At 41.4% G+C, this 18829-nt stretch carries 15 protein-coding genes; 7 read left to right on the forward strand and 8 right to left on the reverse strand.

Annotation, left to right across the window (positions count from 1 at the left end):
• Nucleotides 1-236: 236 nt before the first annotated feature.
• From CYL31_RS18080 to CYL31_RS18090, 3 genes are all read left to right on the forward strand, one after another.
• A complete protein-coding gene (locus CYL31_RS18080; protein WP_212916527.1) occupies nucleotides 237-1850 on the forward strand; it encodes a methyl-accepting chemotaxis protein in 1614 nt (537 codons plus the stop codon).
• Between the two features lie 200 nt (nucleotides 1851-2050).
• On the forward strand, nucleotides 2051-3274 hold the full coding sequence (locus tag CYL31_RS18085) for a sensor domain-containing diguanylate cyclase (protein WP_212916528.1): 1224 nt from the start codon (nucleotides 2051-2053) through the stop codon (nucleotides 3272-3274).
• 112 nt (nucleotides 3275-3386) lie between these two features.
• On the forward strand, nucleotides 3387-4433 hold the full coding sequence (locus tag CYL31_RS18090; protein WP_212916529.1) for a Fe(3+) ABC transporter substrate-binding protein: 1047 nt from the start codon (nucleotides 3387-3389) through the stop codon (nucleotides 4431-4433).
• 41 nt (nucleotides 4434-4474) lie between these two features.
• Here the strand turns inward: CYL31_RS18090 and ilvY are convergent, their stop codons facing one another.
• Nucleotides 4475-5368, reverse strand: coding sequence for an HTH-type transcriptional activator IlvY (ilvY, locus tag CYL31_RS18095; RefSeq protein WP_212918940.1), 894 nt, complete (start codon nucleotides 5366-5368; stop codon nucleotides 4475-4477).
• 226 nt (nucleotides 5369-5594) lie between these two features.
• Between ilvY and ilvC the strand changes: the two genes are divergently transcribed.
• Both ilvC and modF read left to right on the forward strand, forming a co-directional pair.
• Nucleotides 5595-7067, forward strand: a complete 1473-nt coding sequence (ilvC, locus tag CYL31_RS18100; RefSeq protein ID WP_212916530.1) for a ketol-acid reductoisomerase — start codon at nucleotides 5595-5597, stop codon at nucleotides 7065-7067.
• 207 nt (nucleotides 7068-7274) lie between these two features.
• The gene (gene modF, locus CYL31_RS18105) at nucleotides 7275-8714 is read left to right on the forward strand and encodes a molybdate ABC transporter ATP-binding protein ModF (protein WP_212916531.1); all 1440 of its coding nucleotides are present in this window, start codon (nucleotides 7275-7277) and stop codon (nucleotides 8712-8714) included.
• 105 nt (nucleotides 8715-8819) lie between these two features.
• Here modF and CYL31_RS18110 read toward each other — a convergent pair whose 3' ends face one another.
• Nucleotides 8820-9680, reverse strand: a complete 861-nt coding sequence (locus CYL31_RS18110) for a DUF7946 domain-containing protein (protein ID WP_212916532.1) — start codon at nucleotides 9678-9680, stop codon at nucleotides 8820-8822.
• 293 nt (nucleotides 9681-9973) lie between these two features.
• Between CYL31_RS18110 and aphA the strand changes: the two genes are divergently transcribed.
• Nucleotides 9974-10684: an acid phosphatase AphA gene (aphA, locus tag CYL31_RS18115; protein WP_212916533.1), complete on the forward strand. Its 711-nt coding sequence runs from the start codon at nucleotides 9974-9976 to the stop codon at nucleotides 10682-10684.
• 119 nt (nucleotides 10685-10803) lie between these two features.
• On the opposite strand, the gene CYL31_RS18120 is transcribed toward aphA, so the two are convergent.
• The 6 genes from CYL31_RS18120 to CYL31_RS18145 all read right to left on the reverse strand — a co-directional run bounded on the left by CYL31_RS18120 (nucleotide 10804) and on the right by CYL31_RS18145 (nucleotide 18327).
• Entirely contained in the window at nucleotides 10804-11853 is a 1050-nt protein-coding gene (locus CYL31_RS18120; protein WP_212916534.1) for a stealth family protein, read from the reverse strand.
• A 160-nt stretch (nucleotides 11854-12013) separates the two neighbouring features.
• On the reverse strand, nucleotides 12014-12820 hold the full coding sequence (locus CYL31_RS18125) for a substrate-binding periplasmic protein (protein WP_212916535.1): 807 nt from the start codon (nucleotides 12818-12820) through the stop codon (nucleotides 12014-12016).
• Nucleotides 12807-13982 carry a sensor domain-containing diguanylate cyclase gene (locus CYL31_RS18130; RefSeq protein ID WP_249411625.1) on the reverse strand — a complete coding sequence of 392 codons (1176 nt, stop codon included), beginning with the start codon at nucleotides 13980-13982 and terminating at the stop codon, nucleotides 12807-12809. The genes CYL31_RS18125 and CYL31_RS18130 overlap by 14 nt, the downstream gene beginning before the upstream one ends.
• Before the next feature lie 338 nt (nucleotides 13983-14320).
• The gene (locus CYL31_RS18135) at nucleotides 14321-14665 is read right to left on the reverse strand and encodes a DUF5329 family protein (protein WP_212916537.1); all 345 of its coding nucleotides are present in this window, start codon (nucleotides 14663-14665) and stop codon (nucleotides 14321-14323) included.
• A 14-nt stretch (nucleotides 14666-14679) separates the two neighbouring features.
• Nucleotides 14680-15747: an MBL fold metallo-hydrolase gene (locus CYL31_RS18140; RefSeq protein ID WP_212916538.1), complete on the reverse strand. Its 1068-nt coding sequence runs from the start codon at nucleotides 15745-15747 to the stop codon at nucleotides 14680-14682.
• Nucleotides 15748-15906: 159 nt separating this feature from the next.
• A complete protein-coding gene (locus CYL31_RS18145) occupies nucleotides 15907-18327 on the reverse strand; it encodes a sensor domain-containing protein (RefSeq protein ID WP_212916539.1) in 2421 nt (806 codons plus the stop codon).
• Between the two features lie 277 nt (nucleotides 18328-18604).
• Here CYL31_RS18145 and CYL31_RS20930 point away from each other — a divergent pair, with 277 nt between their 5' ends.
• Nucleotides 18605-18820, forward strand: a complete 216-nt coding sequence (locus CYL31_RS20930) for a YgaP family membrane protein (RefSeq protein WP_212916540.1) — start codon at nucleotides 18605-18607, stop codon at nucleotides 18818-18820.
• Nucleotides 18821-18829 lie beyond the last annotated feature (9 nt).

The raw sequence follows: 18829 nt of genomic DNA on the forward strand, positions 1-18829 counted from the left end.
ACTTTTTTGAGCGTAACGGAATAGCGAAATATGAATGTTTATTGACAGTTATCTTATTACTGACTCTGATCCATTCAGAAAACCTAAACATGCCCGCTCCCATACTAAATAATCTTTCTTTCATAAGAATTGCTTTGATTTTTCATGAAAAATGCCATACAAACTACGCACTAAAACGATGCAAAAAATCGCACTAATATAACGCAAAACAATCACTGAACGTTGAAGGAACCGACATGAACAACCTATCCGTCAAGGCAAAATTTATTACCCTCATTTTATCCATCATCATTATATTTTTGATGGCACTGAGTTTAATAAAAGCAAAAAGTACAGAATTAGCAAATCGCTTTGACCGATTCTATGAAGAAAACCATAACGTCTCACTTAATTTGGAACGAGTGAAAGAAGCACAAGTCAATATAGTGCTCAATGTGCGAGGTTTGCAGATTGCCTATCTACTATCACTCGATAAGCAAATCCCCGATTACTTACAAGCCATTTCAGAGAGTTACAACACCACACCGTCTCTAATTAATGAGCTTAATAAAGGCCTTTCAAAGCAGTCTGACGAATCGAGAAAGCTTATAACGCTCGTCAACGACTTCCAAAGCAAGAGCAAAACCTTCGTAAGCGCAATGGAAAACTCAACGGACAACAAAGCACCCTTTCCAGTATTCTCTGCCTTCATCGGTTCATACAATGACTTAATGAAATACTTCGCTGCTCTCACCGACAAAACAAACAGAGAAGTGATAGAGGCAAAACAACAAACAGAAAGTCTTATTGCAGAAATTGAAATTGGTTTCTGGCTCTCTATTTTAATCGCGATTGTTATCTCCATCACACTCAGCTATTTGATATCGAATAACATAGTCCGAGGTATTTTGGCGGTTCGTAACGCAGCACAAAATATGGCACAAGGTCATCTCAACAAACCCGTTAAAGTATCAGGAACTGATGAAATTGCCGAACTTGGCAATGCCATCAATAAGTCTGCTGAAAACCTACGTTCAGTCATTGCGGGCGTACTTAGTTCGGTAGAGAAGGTTAATGAAAACAGCCAAGAGGTATTAAAAGTAAACCAAGAAGTCGGCGAATATTCTGTCCATATTATGGACAACACCACACAAGTAGTTGTGGCACTTGATCAAATGTCAGCGAATAACCGTACTATTGCTGACAATACTCAACAATCAGCAGATGCTGCCAGCGACATTCGCACTGTCGCGCAAAATAGTTTAACCACAGCAAATGGCACCCTAGACGCAATAAATCAGCTGGTTAACTCCTTAAAAGAAACAGGAACTGTTGTTACTCAACTACGCCAAGAAACAACCAATATAGAAACCATTTTAGACGTTATTCGTAGTATCGCAGAGCAAACTAATCTACTGGCTCTTAACGCCGCAATAGAGGCAGCTCGTGCAGGGGAACAAGGCCGAGGCTTTGCGGTTGTTGCCGACGAAGTTCGAACGCTAGCACAGCGCTCACAAGACAGCGTAAATGAAATTGAAACACTCTTGGCACAACTTAGTACGGCCAGTGGGCAAGCCGTTAATCGCATGGAAGTGAGTTTAAAATTGGTTGAATCATCAAAAGACCAAGTCGAAAAAACCAACGAGTTAACCAGTAACATTTTAGTTGGCATTGAGCGAGTGTCAGAGCAAGCCCAACACATTGCTCAATCAATAGAAGAGCAAACCGAGGTGTCCGAAGACATCACCAAGAAAATGCACTCTGTGCAAAGCTTAACAAAACAAAGTGCAGAAATGGCAAAACACTCGGGGCTTAACATGGCTCAAAGCAGTGTCGACGTGCAGCAGCAATTAAGCTTTTTTAAACTTTAATCTTGATAATAGAAAGCCTTCTTGCGCCGATTTATTAATCAAATAATTGAGCGTGAGAGGCTGTTTTATTTCCCCTGTTCCCATCATGAAAAAACAACATGAAACACACATAGCTTATTAAAATCCCTACACTTTTTTACACAACTACCTTTCAAGCTATGAGACGATATTGATTAATAAACAAACGATCATGGATACTAATGATTCCTTCTATTTTATATTTTTCTCCACTGTTAGCATCATGGAAGACGCAATTAGATACACGGCTATCAACTTATGGAAAAACTATCGAATGGCGAGCTGTACAAGATATTGATCAGTCTCCGGCGCTATCAACAATATTACTTGCAGAAAACGATATAGCAGTATCAGATTGGCCTCTTCTAGCATCTAGAAAAGCTATTATCATTGTCGACGAATGGAGCTTAGAAAGCAGCGTAAAATGGATACAAAGAGGCGCTGAAAATTGCTTTGCTCGTGATGACGAACACCTTACAGCATGGCTAATATCTGAACTGTCAAAATTTGTTTTGAATCGCTTCCATCGAACGGAAGATGACATCTTACAAGTCATTATAGATGCTATTCCAGCACCTATTTTTTTCAAAGATCACCTACACATCTATCGAGGGTGTAACACTGCATTTTGCCAGTTTATAGGACATTCTCGAGAAGAGGTGATTGGGCATTCAGTCTACGATATCGCCCCCAAACACCTTGCAGACAAATATTATGAAGCCGATTGCCAATTATTAGCCCAAGGCGGTACTCAACGCTATGAGGCAGAAGTACTACTTTGCGATGGCTCTCTTCATGAGATCGAATTCAATAAAGCGGTCTTCACCGGATCAAAGCAACAACCCCTTGGTCAAGTAGGCGTCATGCTAGACGTTACTGAACGCAACCAACTTATTCGTCAGTTAGATAAAGCCACTCGTACAGATCCGTTAACCGGAGCGTCCAATCGTAGAGAGTTTAATCTGATCATTCACAATGAATTCGAAAAACGAAAACATTCAGAGAAAAAACTCAGTTTAATGACCCTAGACGTGGATTTTTTCAAAAAAATTAACGACAAATTTGGCCATGGCGGAGGCGATCAAGCACTGCAATTAATCACCAACTGGTTACAAAGCCAATTACGCTCCTCAGATACTTTGTTTCGTGTTGGTGGCGAAGAGTTTTATATTTTAATGCGAGATACCGATATACAAAACGCATTCAAAATTGCCGAGCAATTATGCAAAGACATGGCGACTCATAGCTTTTTAATCAACCAGAAAACCGTGCATATCACACTCTCTGCAGGCGTTATTGAATTAGATCCAATAGCAGATCTAGAAGACACCCTCGACATGGTAGATAAAGCATTATATGAAGCAAAATCAAACGGTCGAAACTGCGTGTGTCCGGTATACCCGTAAATAACAAACACTTTAAAGAAATAGTAAACTGGAACGATTTTCATTATTTTCTGTCTATAATAAAAGTTATTCATGAACCAAATGAATTTTATCTCATAGAAAGGTACTCGAAATGAAACGTTCAACAATAAAAACGTCACTCTTCACCTTAGCTGGTGCTACCTCAATACTCGCTTTTAGTAGCACATCTGTTCACGCCAGTGGCGAGGTCAATGTCTACTCTGCTCGCAGCGAAGCACTCATCGCACCTCTGCTCGATCTTTATTCAAAAGCGAATAACGTCAAGGTCAACCTAATTACAGGCAGCGCTGACGCTTTATTGAGTCGCCTACAATCAGAAGGTGACGCCAGCCCAGCGGATGTATTTATCACTGTGGATGCAGGACGTTTATATCGAGCAAAAGAAGCTGGCGTGCTTCAGCCGTTTGAAACTAGCAACCTAAACGATGTTATACCTGAGCATCTAAAAGATCGCGATGGATACTGGTATGGTTTGTCTCAACGTGCTCGCGTTATATTTTATAATCCTGAAACCGTGTCTGCTGCTGACTTGTCAACCTACGAAGATCTAGCCGATCCAAAATGGAAAGGCAAAATTTGCATTCGCTCTTCTAGCAATATATACAACCAATCCATGGTTGCTTCCATGATTGATGCAGACGGAGAAGAGCAAACCCTAGAATGGATTAAAGGCTTGGTTGCTAACTTTGCTCGCCCACCAGCTGGAGGCGACACGGATCAGCTAAAAGCGGTTGCGGCGGGTGTTTGTGACATCGCTGTAGCAAATACTTATTACTTTGGCCGTTTAGGTTTGAGTAACAAGCCTGATGAGCGCGCTGTCTTTGACAAGCTAAAATTGTTATGGCCAAACCAAGCCAACAACCAACGCGGCGCGCATATGAATGTCAGCGGTATCGGCATTACGAAATCTTCTAAAAACACAGACAACGCCAAACAATTAGTCGACTTCCTAACTAACCAGCAAAGCCAACAATGGTACGCCAACGTGAACAACGAATACGCGGTTATTGAAGGCGTCGCACCTCCAGAAAGCTTAGCGACTTTTGGTGAGTTCAAAGCCGATCAAGTGTCTTTGAGTGTCTTGGGTGAAAACAACCGTCAAGCGGTTAAATTAATGGACCAGGGCGGTTGGAAATAAGTTAAGCTTTTCACCTCAAACAGCAAAAAAGAGAAGAGGCGCTACAACGCCTCTTCTTCCATCAAGTTCCAAAAGGCTTCAACCAGCGGGTTCTTCAAGCTTTTCTTCAATGTAAACAAACCAATATCATATGGTTCCAACTCAGGTTGCACGTCTAGCACCTTTATACGGTCCACCAACGGGCTGTTATCCAAGACGATTTTTGGCACTACACCAATTCCAAAACCTAAGCTCACCATACTCACGATCGCCTCGTTACCTGTGACTTGTGCATAAATCCGTGGCGCGATATCATGCTGGCGAAACCATTCATCGACACGCGTTCGAGACACACCACTTTCCGAAAGAATCATTGGAATATTTGACCACTCTTCTGGCGTAGTTGGCGTATTTGTTGGCACATTCGGCACTTGTTGTTCAAGGGGCGCAATAAACAACAAAGGCGAGATAGCGATAGGTTTAAAGGCTAATCCACGAGGCAAGTTAGTTGGACGTGCAGCAAGACTAATGTCTTCTTTACCATCGAGAACATGGGCTATAGCGTGTTCTGGATCACCCGTGCGCAGTTTGATTTCAATAGCAGGATAGGCAATACGAAAACGCCGCAGCAACTCATACAAAAAACTGTAACTCGCCGTTACCGAGCCATATAGGCTGATTTCACCGCTAAGCTGGTCGGAATTATCCGTCAGTTCATGACGAATTAAGTTCCATTGTCGGCTGGTATCACGCGCATACTTGAGAAATTTCTGCCCTTCTTGGGTCAATGCCACGGTGCGATTGTCGCGGTTGAACAGCGCCACACCAAGCTCATCCTCTAAGTGCCGAATGTTACGCGACATGGCAGAAATACTGATATGGCATTCGTCACTGGCGCGTCCGAAGTTCAATGTTTCCGCCAAGGCGAGGAACTGTTTAAGCGTCTTAATATTCATCATGAAACCTTCGCACGATTAGTGTCCGTTCATCATAAAACATGTTTGCAAAAAATGGGACGCTATATTGCGAATATATCAATTTACGAAAAGGTTCCACTACGTTAGATTAACCCTACTCGCAGGACGTCAGGAAAATCATTGCTTGGCGACTGTGTAATCCATTTTTAATATCAGCGTGTTTTTATCGTTGATACATTAATCAAATCTATAGGATGTGTATAACATGGCTAACTACTTCAATACTTTGCCGCTACGCGAGCAACTAGCTCAATTAGCAAAATGTCGCTTCATGGACAGCTCTGAATTTGCAGATGGCGTAGAAGCGCTTAAAGGCAAAAAAATGGTTGTTATCGGTTGTGGTGCACAAGGTCTTAACCAAGGCTTGAACCTACGCGATTCTGGCCTAGACGTTTCTTATGCTTTGCGTCCTGAAGCCATTGCACAAAAACGTCAATCTTGGAAAAACGCAACTGAAAACGGTTTTGTTGTTGGCACTTACGAAGATTTGATCCCAACGGCTGATGTTGTTTTGAACCTTACTCCTGACAAGCAACACACGCCTGTTGTTAAAGCAGTTATGCCTCTTATGAAAGAAGGTGCTTGCCTATCTTACTCTCACGGTTTCAACATCGTAGAAGAAGGCATGCAAATCCGTGAAGATTTGACTGTAATCATGGTTGCTCCTAAGTGCCCAGGTTCTGAAGTTCGCGCTGAATACGTTCGTGGTTTCGGTGTTCCAACTCTAATCGCTGTTCACGAAGACAACGATCCTAAAGGCGAAGGTCTTGCACTAGCGAAAGCTTACGCAGTTGGTACTGGCGGTCACAAAGCAGGCGTATTGATGTCTTCTTTCATCGCAGAAGTAAAATCTGACCTTATGGGCGAGCAAACTATCCTTTGTGGTATGTTGCAAACAGGTTCGATCCTTTGCTTCGACAAAATGGTTGAAGAAGGCATCGACACTGGTTACGCATCTCGTTTGATCCAATTCGGTTGGGAAACTATCACTGAAGCATTGAAATACGGCGGCGTGACCAACATGCTAGATCGTCTTTCTAACCCAGCTAAGATCAAAGCATTCGATCTTTCTGAAGAGCTAAAAGTGATCATGCGTCCTTTGTACAACAAGCACCAAGACGACATCATCAGCGGTCACTTCTCTCAAACTATGATGGAAGATTGGGCGAACGATGATAAAAATCTTCTTCAATGGCGTGCAGACACAGCAGAAACTAACTTCGAGAAAACACCTGCTGGCGATGTAGAAATTTCTGAACAAGAATTCTTCGACAACGGTATCTTGATGGTTGCTATGGTTAAAGCGGGCGTTGAGCTAGCATTCGAAACAATGACTGCTGCTGGCATCATTGCTGAATCGGCTTACTACGAGTCTCTACACGAAACGCCACTAATCGCGAACACTATTGCTCGTAAGAAATTGTACGAAATGAACGCGACAATCTCTGATACAGCAGAATACGGTTGCTACCTATACAACCACGCATGTGTTCCACTATTGGCTGACTTCATGAAAGACATCAAAACCGACGTTATCGGTAAAGGTCTTTCTGTAGAAGACAACGGCGTAGACAATGCTCGCTTGATCGAAGTTAATACAGCGCTTCGTTCACACCCAGTAGAAGCAGTTGGCGCGGTATTGCGTGGTCACATGGCGGACATGAAAAAAATCGTTTAATACGATTATTGCGCTCGCCAATACTTTGTTAAAAATAGACTCGAAATGCTCATTTATACTTATAAACTCTGCTTTCTCGTCTATTTTTGCCTCGTCTTGGCTTCGCTCATGACATCGTAATGTTTATATAAAAAGCCGAGATTGTTTCTATAAATAATCTCGGCTTTTTTGTCTCTACTGGTTCTAAACAAAACATTAGGAAATACCATGGACAGCATCCGCTTAGACAACATCCTCCTCAACAAAGTAACAGTGAACTTTGATGATCGCTTTACCCTAAGCGAGATTAACTGGACCATAGAGCCCAACCAGCATTGGGTGATTACAGGCACTAATGGTGCCGGTAAGTCCGCTTTGGCAGCAGTCTTAGCCGGAGTGGGCGATATTGAAAACGGTTCGATTTCAGGATTACCGAAAAATGTGGGATTAGTCTCCTTTGAGGCCCAAGCCGAATTGATCGCTAAAGAACTGAAAAAAGACGACGCAGATATCATGGACGTCATTTCTCTTGGCACGCCCGTGCGGGAAATGATCTTCGATCAATGCGCCGATCCAAACCTAGCATCAAAGTTAGTGGAAAAGTTTGGTATTTATCCACTGCTGGATCGCGCCTTTCGTAAACTTTCCACAGGCGAAACCCGCAAAGTCATGCTGATTCGCGCTTTGTCTAGCAAACCCGATTTATTAATACTCGACGAACCGTTCGACGGTTTAGACGTCGACACTCTAGCCATGTTACAAACTCATCTTGCTTCCATCATAGACACCACGCCTATGATCTTAGTGCTCAACCGCTTTGATGAAATGCCGACCTTCATCACTCATATCGCCTATGTAGATAAGGGCGAACTGGCGCTAACAGTAGACAAAAAAGACGAAAGTGCCTTTAACGAGCTGTATCAGTTACTGCATTTAAAAACCACAGACCTACAAGTACCTGAAGCTGATCCAGCCAACACCTTGCCAGCACTCGACCCAAACCAACCGCTGGTCAGACTTAACCAAGCCACCATCAAATACGGCGATACCGTGATTGTTGATAAGCTAGATTGGACCATAGAACGCGGCCAACATTGGCAACTCAGCGGCCCCAATGGCAGCGGCAAAACAGGCGTTTTATCTTTGATCACCGGCGATCATCCGCAATGTTATACCAACGATATTTTCGTCTTTGGTTTCCAGCGCGGCAACGGCGAAAGTATTTGGCAAATCAAACAATTTATCGGCTACGTTTCTACGGCACTGCAATGGGAATATCGCGTCAGCACCAGCTGTAAAAACGTCATTATTTCCGGCTTCTACGACAGCATCGGTATGTACAGCAAATCCACCGATAACCAAAAGCAAATCGCCGACCAATGGCTTGCACTGCTAGGCATGGCAGACCGCGCCGACCAACCATTTAACAAGCTTTCCTACGGCGACCAGCGTTTATTACTCATCGCCCGTGCCATGGTGAAACACCCACCATTATTGATCCTAGACGAACCCTGCCTTGGCCTAGACGACATGAACCGCCAACTCGTCCTCGCGCTGATCGAGAAAATTTGTGAAGGAAAAGAAACCACCGTGCTTTACGTCAACCACCACGCGGAAGACCAGATCAAAGGGATAGAGAACTACTTGGGGTTGAAGAAGAACAACTAAACTTTTAGTGGACTCTTTGCCTCAGACAGAAAACCGTGTGACGCTTCATACTCGAAACTGACGCCTACCTCATATGAAGCGTCACACTTGTTTTCAATACTAAGTCTATTCTTGATAATGCGGGAGCGCATTAGAGATGTAGAGCTTTTTAATTTGATCTAATTGTAAATGAGGTTTAGCTGTAATGATTATTTTCGTATGCATATCTAATGCAGTTGAATATACGTTATGAGGGAGTTCTAATACAGGATCACTGATTTTTCCATTCACAATACCTTCAATGTCCTTAATTTTTAATTTGCAAAGGCCTGTAGATACATCTAAACCAGTAATTTGCTCGCAAACATAGTCTTGAATATCACCTACTGTTAGCTCTTTTTTCGAACGAATTGCATCGGCATCAGCCTCTGTGGTTAAAAGCCCACCTTCAAATTGCTGGAGTGATTTACAATCTGGTCCGACAGGAGCTACAAGCGACTTCAAAGGTCCACGATTATCGAGTGCCACTCTAGACAGAATTTCAATAAGAGCCTTTTGATTATCAATAGCTCCCTGAGCTAATATTTGACTAACTTCTGGATTTTCTTTTGATGCCTTAATTATTTCATCCGCTACTTTTTTAGCATCACCTCTACCAGTTGCATCATTATGAATAAAACCAACCATCTTAGAGATAAGCCACTTATAAACATCCATATTCTGGGATAAAAATAAATCCGAATGAGCACCTACAGTGCTTAAAAGAACTCCTATTTCATAACACCCAGAGCCACTCTCAGATGCTTCAACTCTCACTAATGGCTTAGCCCTTGGTTGCAAAAGTTCCCCTGTAAATAAAAGGTGTGCAACTGATGAATATAACTTCCCAACACCTTTAAGCGACTCCCCAAAGCGAATAGCATCAATGACATGTCGATCTGTCTGCCCTCCTTCGTATTTAAGAATCAACTTGTCATCACTTTTCATATGATGCTCCTATTTAGGCCATGAATAAGTACATTAATTGTTAAGCTATCAGCTTAACAATATCACTTTTTTATGAAATCAAAACTAGTTTGACCATCTAATCATGGGTGTTAGTTAAGATTGCTTATTCAATAAAGCGCTCCGCGCTACCTAATATATCGACGACTTTCTCTCAAAGTACACATTTATTAATTTTTGGATTTCCAGTTTGGCACTAAACAAGATGATAGAAAGTCATATATTTTAGAGATAAGATACGCAAGTCACTAACAATGAAACCGATAGGGAACAATGTGAACCATACTTTACACTCGATAACTGTTGCACTGGCTTGTGTCGCTAGCTTGTCTGCTAACGCGGATCCAAAAACACCAGGTACTCATAAAGGCTATTCCACTATCGATATGACGACTGCAGGTACTCCAGCAGATGTGAAGATGATTTCTGTTGCGGATATCAAGAAGGAACTGCAAGGCAAAGCGCCTTTTGCGGTTGGTTTTGATATCGATGATACGACCTTGTTTAGCACGCCAGTTTTTTATCGTGGTCAGCAAGAATTTTCACCAAATGGTTACTCTTACCTATCGAATCAAGACTTTTGGGATAAAGCAAACTGTGGTTGGGATGCATTCAGCATGCCTAAAAATATTGCTAAAGAATTAATTGCTATGCACCAAGAACGTGGTGATAGCATTTATTTCATCACTGGTCGTACCGGTTCTGACTGTAACTTCACCACGGAATATTTGAAAAAGGCGTTTGATATCAAAGATATGCACGATGTCATTTTTGCAGGATCAAGCCGTACTGAATACACAAAAACCAAGTACATCAAGGAGAATGACATCAAGATGTATTATGGTGATGCAGATGGTGACATTATTTCTGCCCGTGACGCTGGTGCAGAAGGGATTCGTGTAATGCGCGCAGCGAACTCTAGCTACAAGCCGATTCCGAAAAATGGCATCTATGGCGAACGAGTGTTAAAAGACTCTCAGTACTAATACTAATACTCATACTCATACTAATACTAATACTAATACTAATACTAATACTCATACCACTTAGTAGAAAAGCAGAAAGCCGAAAATCATTGGATTTTCGGCTTTCTGCTTTTCTACTCTTACGCTACAAACTCTATCTCAACGCTATCTGGTTGCAGACATAATCTCTCACTGGTTGAATTGCTATCGCTTAACGGAAAACCGCCAACTGCCTGAGCAATCCATTCTGCAGCATTGGGAATGATCTCGATAAGTTGAGGAAGGTCATTAACGCATAAAAATTTAATGCTAGGATCTGTCGCTCTACTCAGTATCGCTAAAGTGTCGGCAGGAGGCTGACCTTTTCCATATCCACTTGAGATGTGAAGGTGATCATCTGACGTGTTGATCTTGGCCTCTTTGTCAATGATACAAGCGTGATTATGTAGACCCTGTGGAAAAAATTGCTCCAAGTTCCGAAATCTATACTTGATGTTATTTAGAAAGCAATCAGGAAACCGAGCAAACAACTCCGCCATTTTTGAACGTCGAAATGGATGGACAACATGAGCGGCGGAATACAACTCTGATGCTGAAAAGCCCAACATTTTAGCAGCATTCACCTGCATAAAGTAATGGAATTTCGCAGGGTCAACACGTGCTTTACTGCCGCTAATTTGATCACTAAAATCAGTCCATTTGCCTCGCAAAACAGGCGCTAGACCATCAAACACATCAGTCGGTTTTAAAGGTGCAGCCAAGAATACATCGTCGTTAAAGTAGATGAATCGCTCACTCAGCCCCTCAATTCGCCACAACATACTTTCAATGGTCAAAGAGTTGAATGTGGGTAACACATGCGTGAATCCGTCAAAAATTTCCGCATGATAGGCAAGATGTATCTTAGCTCTAATGCTTTCTGAGAGGCTTGATAAATCTGGGCCTTCTTCATCGACAACTATCCAGATTTTACCTATCCACGGCGCATGGTTTTCGATCGATTGTATGCAGTATAAGATTTCATCGTTACACATCCACCTATGAGGATTCGACGCATTTTCATGTAGTGGCAGAGACTCCATTGCCATATATTTTTGTCGTTTCTGACGGTGTTTCACAGCATTTCCATCGACCCAAGTGATAACAGCATCAATTGGGTCAAGCTGGAGTTCAGTTGTATTACTTAGCATTTCAGTAGATGTCTCTTAGCTGATGGCAACGGTGACTCAAGTTCACCGTTGAATTAGTCAATTCTAGATGGGGCAGTATTCAATGAGTTTACCTCACAGTAAGCTCATCTCTTTAGTCTACAACAATTCAAAAGGTATGCAGGTCGGCCTTACGCGACTTTTACAACGAGACTTTATACTTGCTAAGAAGAGCTCGCTCTTTTTCACCCCTCATCGCTAAGCGACCTTGGTTCCAAATATTGATCAATTCTTGTCTTTTTTCGATGGGGATTTTTTTTGAAAAGATAGGCATTTCAACTAGGTTTTTCTCTAAACCTGGACGCACGACTATGAGGTCATTGTTCAAGTTCAACTGGTTTAAAACATACTGCAGGACAAGCTCGTTATCTGCATATAAATCGACGCGATTTTCTTTAATCATCTGAAAGATACGATCAACGACATCATCATAACCCGCGATGACTTCAACAAAGTTAGCGTTTTTCGGGTCATCGATATAGTTTTGATAGCTAGCACTCATCGAGCTGTAATCCCAACCAGGACCCGTTGCGATTCGTTTGCCTTTTAAAGATTGAACCCCTTGATAACGCCAAGAATCATTCCTTCGAACAACAAAAGCGGTGACGTATGAAAAAGTTGCTTCATCGGCGTAGCTAAAGCCTTTCTCTGAATTCTTCGAATAGAGATATTCTGGCAACATATCACATAACCCTTCGGCCACCATGTCCAACCCTCTTGCTAGAGGTACTTCAAAGTATTCGAGGGCATATCCTTTTGAAGAGTATATTTGCTCAACCATGTCGATGACGACACCACGCTCAGGAGCTTCTTTTGTTGGGAATATGGTCATCGGTGGCCATTGGTCGTAACACACTTTTAGTGTCTTCGCATGGCTAACACTCGACACGCCAGCTACCAAGGCAAACATAAGGAAGGATAGCATTCTTAGTTTATTACCTTTCAACACGATCTCTCCCCTTATCTTTCGCTCCGTAGAGCTTCAAATCGGCACGTTTAAACAGTTCATCAATTGACTGATCTTCAGGCTCCGATGATTCAACACCAAGGCTTACAGTATAAGTGACTGTCTTATCTTCCACTTCTAACGCAGCATCACTTATAGTTTGACGTATTTTATCAGCAAGCTGGCAGGCAGCATCCAATCCGGTATCTGGAAGAAATATAGCGAACTCTTCGCCGCCCACTCTACCAAGAAGGTCTGATTTTCTTAAAAAGCCCTGAAGTGTTTGGGTAAAGTGGATGAGTACTTTGTCCCCGATAAAATGACCATAAGTATCATTGATACGCTTAAAAAAATCTAAATCCATCAGGACAAAAGACGCTGTCGATTTTTGACGCTGGGAAAGCACCAACAACTGTTGGGCTGTTTCAAAAAAGCTTCCTCGATTTAAGACATCCGTCAAAGAATCCCTTGTTGCGAGGTATTTGAGTTTTTCATTGAGAATTTGTAGGTCTTCGGTACGTTTTGCCACGGCATTCTCTAACCAATCTCGCTTGGCTTGCTCGTCTTCTAACAATCGCTCTCTGTCCGAAGACATAGCGGAAAGCATATTATTCATATGTTCTTGAAGCTGACTAAGTTCGTTATTTTCAGCGTTCGATAAATGAATGCGCTTACTGATACTTGTGCTTAACTGCACCTCATTCACTTGCGACATTAGCTCTCTTAAAGGTGTTGCTAAATAGCGGTCAAAGGCCCAAATAAACAGCCAGAATAAGACAGTTAACTTGATGAATGCGGTAATAGCAATCAAAGCAAAGCCGAACCAAACTCGTTCTAGCACCACACCTGAGGATGAATAAAGTACCAGCGTACCAAGAGGTATGCTTTCGCCATTTAGAGTCCAGCTTAATGCTGATGTCGAATCAAAAATAGACAGTGGAACAGAGCTAGAGTCGTAGAATCTTTTCGATATTATACTTTGCGAATTTTGGTCTAAAACATCCACACCTTCAATAATTGGCATTTGAATCAGCCCCGAGGTAAGCGAATCTAACTGGTTGCGGTTGTACTGCCACAAGCTAGTAGAAATAGGACCCCGAACCGTTGCTTCCAATTGCTGTAATTCGCAGACAATAGCATCCTGCGTTTTCAGATATTCGCTCAAAAACTGTAAACTTGTGATTAGAAGGGTAACAACCAAATAAATGGAAAAAATCACACGCATCATTTTTTGGGAGAGATTGTTTGGACGCAGGAACCTTACAAACATTAAAAATGGACCTTTCCAGCAAACTTTAAGCTAAAGTTTACCTTAGATGATTCCCGTGCTAAATGAAATCTACTTATCTACAACAAAGAAAAACCTCTGCTTACATATTTTGTATTTTTCGCAGCTATTTTATTCTTGTATTTTTCTCAAAACGAAAAAGCCAACTCGTCGAGAGGTGTGAAGAAATCTCGACGAGTTGGCTTTTCAAGAAAGCATGTGACAGTTTGCCCATTCTATCTATACTCGGCTCTAAAACGCTTGAGTTCAGCAGCTAACCAGTCACTGCTTTTCACTACCTTGTTCCCCTCACAATGAATGAGATACTGCTTTCCAGATATCGCGCTTTTGCTAGCAGAATAATCGATAAAATCCTCTGCCGATTTGATTTTATCCTGATAATAATCGTACTTGCGTTGTATATGATCAAACGCCTCCTTACCATTATACATGGAACCATTTCTTTCATATTGGCAATTTGTTTTTTCGACATACTCCAATAGATGATTTATTTCATCTTGTGTCGAAGCAAAGACACTTGTTGTTAATATAGTCATAATTAGAAAAAATAGTATTTTCAATAGTACATTTCCTCTTATTGATTATCAGATTTAACATTATTAAAAAAAATAGTTTGACCATTTTTCTGCGCTATAAATTCTTTTGGATCAAGTTTTTCAGCAGCCAGTTCCTTGGCTAAATCCATCACGGGATCATCAATACCCTCATCGGTCAATTGAAACGTACCAAAATGCATTCCCACGCTTAATTTAGACTTAAGATCTAGGTGAGCCTGAACCGCTTCTGCAGGATTCATATGCTGATTTTTCATAAACCAACGTGGCTCATAAGCACCAATAGGCAAAATACTCAGATCCATTGGCCCCATTTTTTCTTGCACTTCTTTAAACTGACGATTGTAAGCGGTGTCCCCTGCAAATAAGACTTTTAAATCTGAGGACTCAATGACATATCCTCCCCAAAGCGCTTCAAAGCGATCGAATAGCCCTCGGGTAGACCAGTGCTGCATTGGAGTAAGTGTAATAATAGAACCATCTTTTGATGAATAGTTTTGCCACCAGTCGAGCTCTACAACATTTTTAATGCCTTTATCTTCGAGGTATTTTTTATTCCCTAAAGGCACAATAAAGGTGGGATGATCTTTCTTGTTGATAGCGACTAATGAATCAAGATCCATATGGTCGTAATGATTATGGCTAATAATAACGACATCCACTTTTGGCAATGCTTCTATAGAAGCCCCCGGACTTCTGTGTCGTTTCGGCCCTATCCATGAAAATGGACTGGCTCTCTCGGAAAAAATAGGATCAGTTAATACGGTAAGACGTTCAAATTGAACAAGCTCTGTTGCATGATTAATAAAAGTAACCATGCCTTCACCCGGCATAAGGGGCTGAGTAAAATTAGGTTTCCAATTATCATCAACGAATTCAGGCCATGGCTCGGCATCGCCCCATAGTTTCCACTTAATTACGTCAAAAAGACTCTTCCCGACCTCAGCCGTACGGTCTTCATTATAGAAAATCTTTCCATCACTATGATCCGATACAGGAATACGATTACCGGAGCATGCTGCAAGGGATATTCCGCTTATTATGAATAACAGAACCTTTGATAATGATATAGGCATGCAGTTCAGCATAGAATCCTCACCATGATATAAATAGAAACCTTTATATCAGCAGAATAAGATTGGAGACACTGATCAAGCAAGACGCAAATAAGGTTATTCAAATCAAATTTTGCGTTTCTCAATAAAAACTAATTAGCCCTTTATCTATTTATAAAGGGCTGATGTTTTTTATAACTCTTCATCTCTGATACATGTCGAACGATTTGTCGGGAAAATAATTTTATCGGCTGGCACAGCAGGAGAAAAATAGTAGCCTTGTATGATCTCGCACCCTTTTGATTGTAAATAATCAAATTGAGCTTGAGTTTCCACACCCTCAACCACGATGACTAAATCCATATTGCTAGCGAGCTGTAGAATTGTATCTGTCATTTGGCGTTGTGCTTTGTCTTCGGGTAGACGATTGATAAAGCTACGATCAATTTTTAACGTATCCCAAGGCAATATAGCAACATAGGAAAGTGAAGAATATCCTGTACCAAAGTCATCGATTGCTAACTGAATACCCAAGGCTTTTAGCGCAACAAGTTGAGGAATGACGTCTTGCTCACGCTCAATAAACGAGGACTCCGTTAACTCAAGTTGTAACATCGAAGCAGGTAAGCGACTTTTTAACAAAGTATGTTTGACCGTATTCATAAATTGACCAAAACGCAGCTGATGAGCGGACACATTCACCGACATTTTAATATCCTTTATACCGCTATCAAGCCAAGCTTTACCCTGCTTACAGGCGGTCAACAAAACCCATTCGCCAAGCTTTTCAATTAAGCCCATTTCTTCTGCGACTGGGATAAACTCATCCGGTCCAATCCACCCTAGCTCGGCATCATACCAACGCACTAAAGCCTCAACACCAACAATTTTCTTCGTGGCGCTGGCGTATTGAGGTTGGTAGAAAACTTGTAATTGTTCGGCTTCAAGTGCCTGCTTTAGCTTCACACTCAACTGTATTTTTCTCTGGCTAACACTGGTTAACTTTTCTTCATAATAGCCAATACTGCCTCGTCCCTCACTTTTAGCTGCATACAAAGCAGAATCAGCTTTTTGTAATATATCTCCTTTATCACTAGGGCCTTGAAAACTAACGCCTAAGGTTGCAGATACATAAATTTCACTTCCTTGTGGAAGCGTTATCACTGACTTGCAAGCACCTTGAATAGTTTGGCTTAATTGATCAATCACCTCTTTATCTGATGTAACAATCAAGACCGCAAATTCATCACCACCTGTTCGGCACACATGAGCCGTAAATGTCGGAATACTACTTAACGTGCCCAACAATCGCTGGCCAACCACAGACAACACCATGTCACCTGCACCATGCCCATAACTGTCATTTACGTCTTTAAAATGATCGAGATCGACAACAATCAAACATATGCTCTCTGCAGAAAGGTCGGTGATTATCTCATCCAATACACGCCTATTCTCTAAGCCTGTTAATGGGTCATGGCGCGCTAAGTAAAAAAGTTCATTTTGTGTTTCCTTCAGCTCATCTATGTTTACTAATGAATAAACATAGGTTTCAGCCTGACTAGATTCAGCGCCAACAGGTGTAATTGTCAATAATCCTTGAGAAGCCTTACCAAACTTAACCTCGCCACGCCAATGACCACTTTTATCAATAGGGTGCATATCTGAATCTGCGGATGAAAAGAGTGTATGAATAGGTGTCACGCCAGGAATTAACCCTTTAGATAGACCAACCATAGAACAAAACGCAGGATTCGCCTTGATAATCAGACCACTTGTATCAACAACTGCAAGACCTTCTTTTACGTTATTAAACACGGTAGCGGCTTGCTTCAGGCCATAATTTTTCTCGGATAATTCACGTTTCAGCTGACGGTTAATCGTAAATAATGAAGACCATTTTACCGTGTCGTTTGCTAGGTAAGCAGACAAAGAACGATGGCCTATGATGGCAAAAAAGATGAGAGGAATACTAAAGGAACAAGCCATGACTATTTTGCCACTCAATCCGCCGATAACAATATCAAGCACGACAGGATTGATGCCGAAAGCAATAAATGGGAACAGCACACCATCTAGACACAAGGTAAAAATAAACAGCAAAATATAAACAGCAGTCGTCACTGGATAAGACCATTGACGTTTTTTCACTGCATCAAAGCAATAAAACAGAAACAGCAGCTCCGCAATAATCAGCGAGCCACCTAATATAATAAAAGCAATAGAGACATCAAATAATGCTGCAGAAATACTGTGAGGGTTGATGATGCCTGGTGTCGTAAGAATTTTGCCCACCAGCAAGGACAGCGATACATTGAACACATTAACCAACACAACAAGGCGTACTAAATGGCGAAGTATAAAAATGTCTCGTTCAACAAACACAAACAGAACAGATGCCATCATAAAAGCACCGTAACAAAGATTTCCGCCAGAAATATTAATCTTTTCTGTAATTGGAAGGCTGTACACATTGCCAAAAAAGCCACCAATTAGCAGTACTAAAGCAATGTAAGTATAAAAAGATGTGCGCCGTAAGCTACCGCTAAGAAAAGAAAAATACAGAGGAAAAATAGAAAATAGAATTACCTGAGCAAGAAGCAGTACGACCATAAAAGCATAACCTTGTATTAGAACGGTAAAGTCTATCCTAAAACCATAGAAGTGATTAGCACGTATAACGAAAAACAACCTACACCTGAAAAAGCATAGTCTATGAGCTTCTAAAAAACATTGCTCACAATAAATTATCAAAGGAGTTTAATAAAATTAAACTGCTCAGACTTACATTGCGATGCAATTCCTTACAGTCTTAATCTTGTTTCTTATCTGCCCAAAGTCGACTATCTCATAGTAGTCGATATATTAATCAATAAGAGGCCGTCCCAAAATGAAGAAAAACTTACACCCTTTAGATAGAGCGATTCGAGGTGTTGTTGGGATTGTGTTTACTGGTTTTGCTGTTTTCAACGGCGACTATCTACAGGAACCCATTTTAGAAGTACTCATAGGTATATTTGGCGCCCTCAATTTGATATCTCTACTGTTTGGATGGTGTCCCGTCTACCATTTTGCAGGTATTAGTACTGACAAAAGTAAAAAATAAAAATACGCT

The organism is Marinomonas sp. A3A, assembly GCF_018336955.1.
In the GTDB taxonomy this organism is placed as follows: Bacteria; Pseudomonadota; Gammaproteobacteria; order Pseudomonadales; family Marinomonadaceae; genus Marinomonas; species Marinomonas lutimaris.

Excerpts from the sequence above, each read along its gene's own strand:
- modF (WP_212916531.1), top strand. The coding sequence starts at position 7,275 with ATGGACAGCATCCGCTTAGACAACATCCTCCTCAACAAAGTAACAGTG.
- ilvY (WP_212918940.1), bottom strand. The coding sequence starts at position 5,368 with ATGAATATTAAGACGCTTAAACAGTTCCTCGCCTTGGCGGAAACATTG.
- CYL31_RS18145 (WP_212916539.1), bottom strand. The coding sequence starts at position 18,327 with ATGGTCGTACTGCTTCTTGCTCAGGTAATTCTATTTTCTATTTTTCCT.
- CYL31_RS20930 (WP_212916540.1), top strand. The coding sequence starts at position 18,605 with ATGAAGAAAAACTTACACCCTTTAGATAGAGCGATTCGAGGTGTTGTT.
- ilvC (WP_212916530.1), top strand. The coding sequence starts at position 5,595 with ATGGCTAACTACTTCAATACTTTGCCGCTACGCGAGCAACTAGCTCAA.
- CYL31_RS18080 (WP_212916527.1), top strand. The coding sequence starts at position 237 with ATGAACAACCTATCCGTCAAGGCAAAATTTATTACCCTCATTTTATCC.
- CYL31_RS18140 (WP_212916538.1), bottom strand. The coding sequence starts at position 15,747 with ATGCTGAACTGCATGCCTATATCATTATCAAAGGTTCTGTTATTCATA.
- CYL31_RS18110 (WP_212916532.1), bottom strand. The coding sequence starts at position 9,680 with ATGAAAAGTGATGACAAGTTGATTCTTAAATACGAAGGAGGGCAGACA.
- CYL31_RS18090 (WP_212916529.1), top strand. The coding sequence starts at position 3,387 with ATGAAACGTTCAACAATAAAAACGTCACTCTTCACCTTAGCTGGTGCT.
- CYL31_RS18085 (WP_212916528.1), top strand. The coding sequence starts at position 2,051 with ATGATTCCTTCTATTTTATATTTTTCTCCACTGTTAGCATCATGGAAG.
- CYL31_RS18120 (WP_212916534.1), bottom strand. The coding sequence starts at position 11,853 with ATGCTAAGTAATACAACTGAACTCCAGCTTGACCCAATTGATGCTGTT.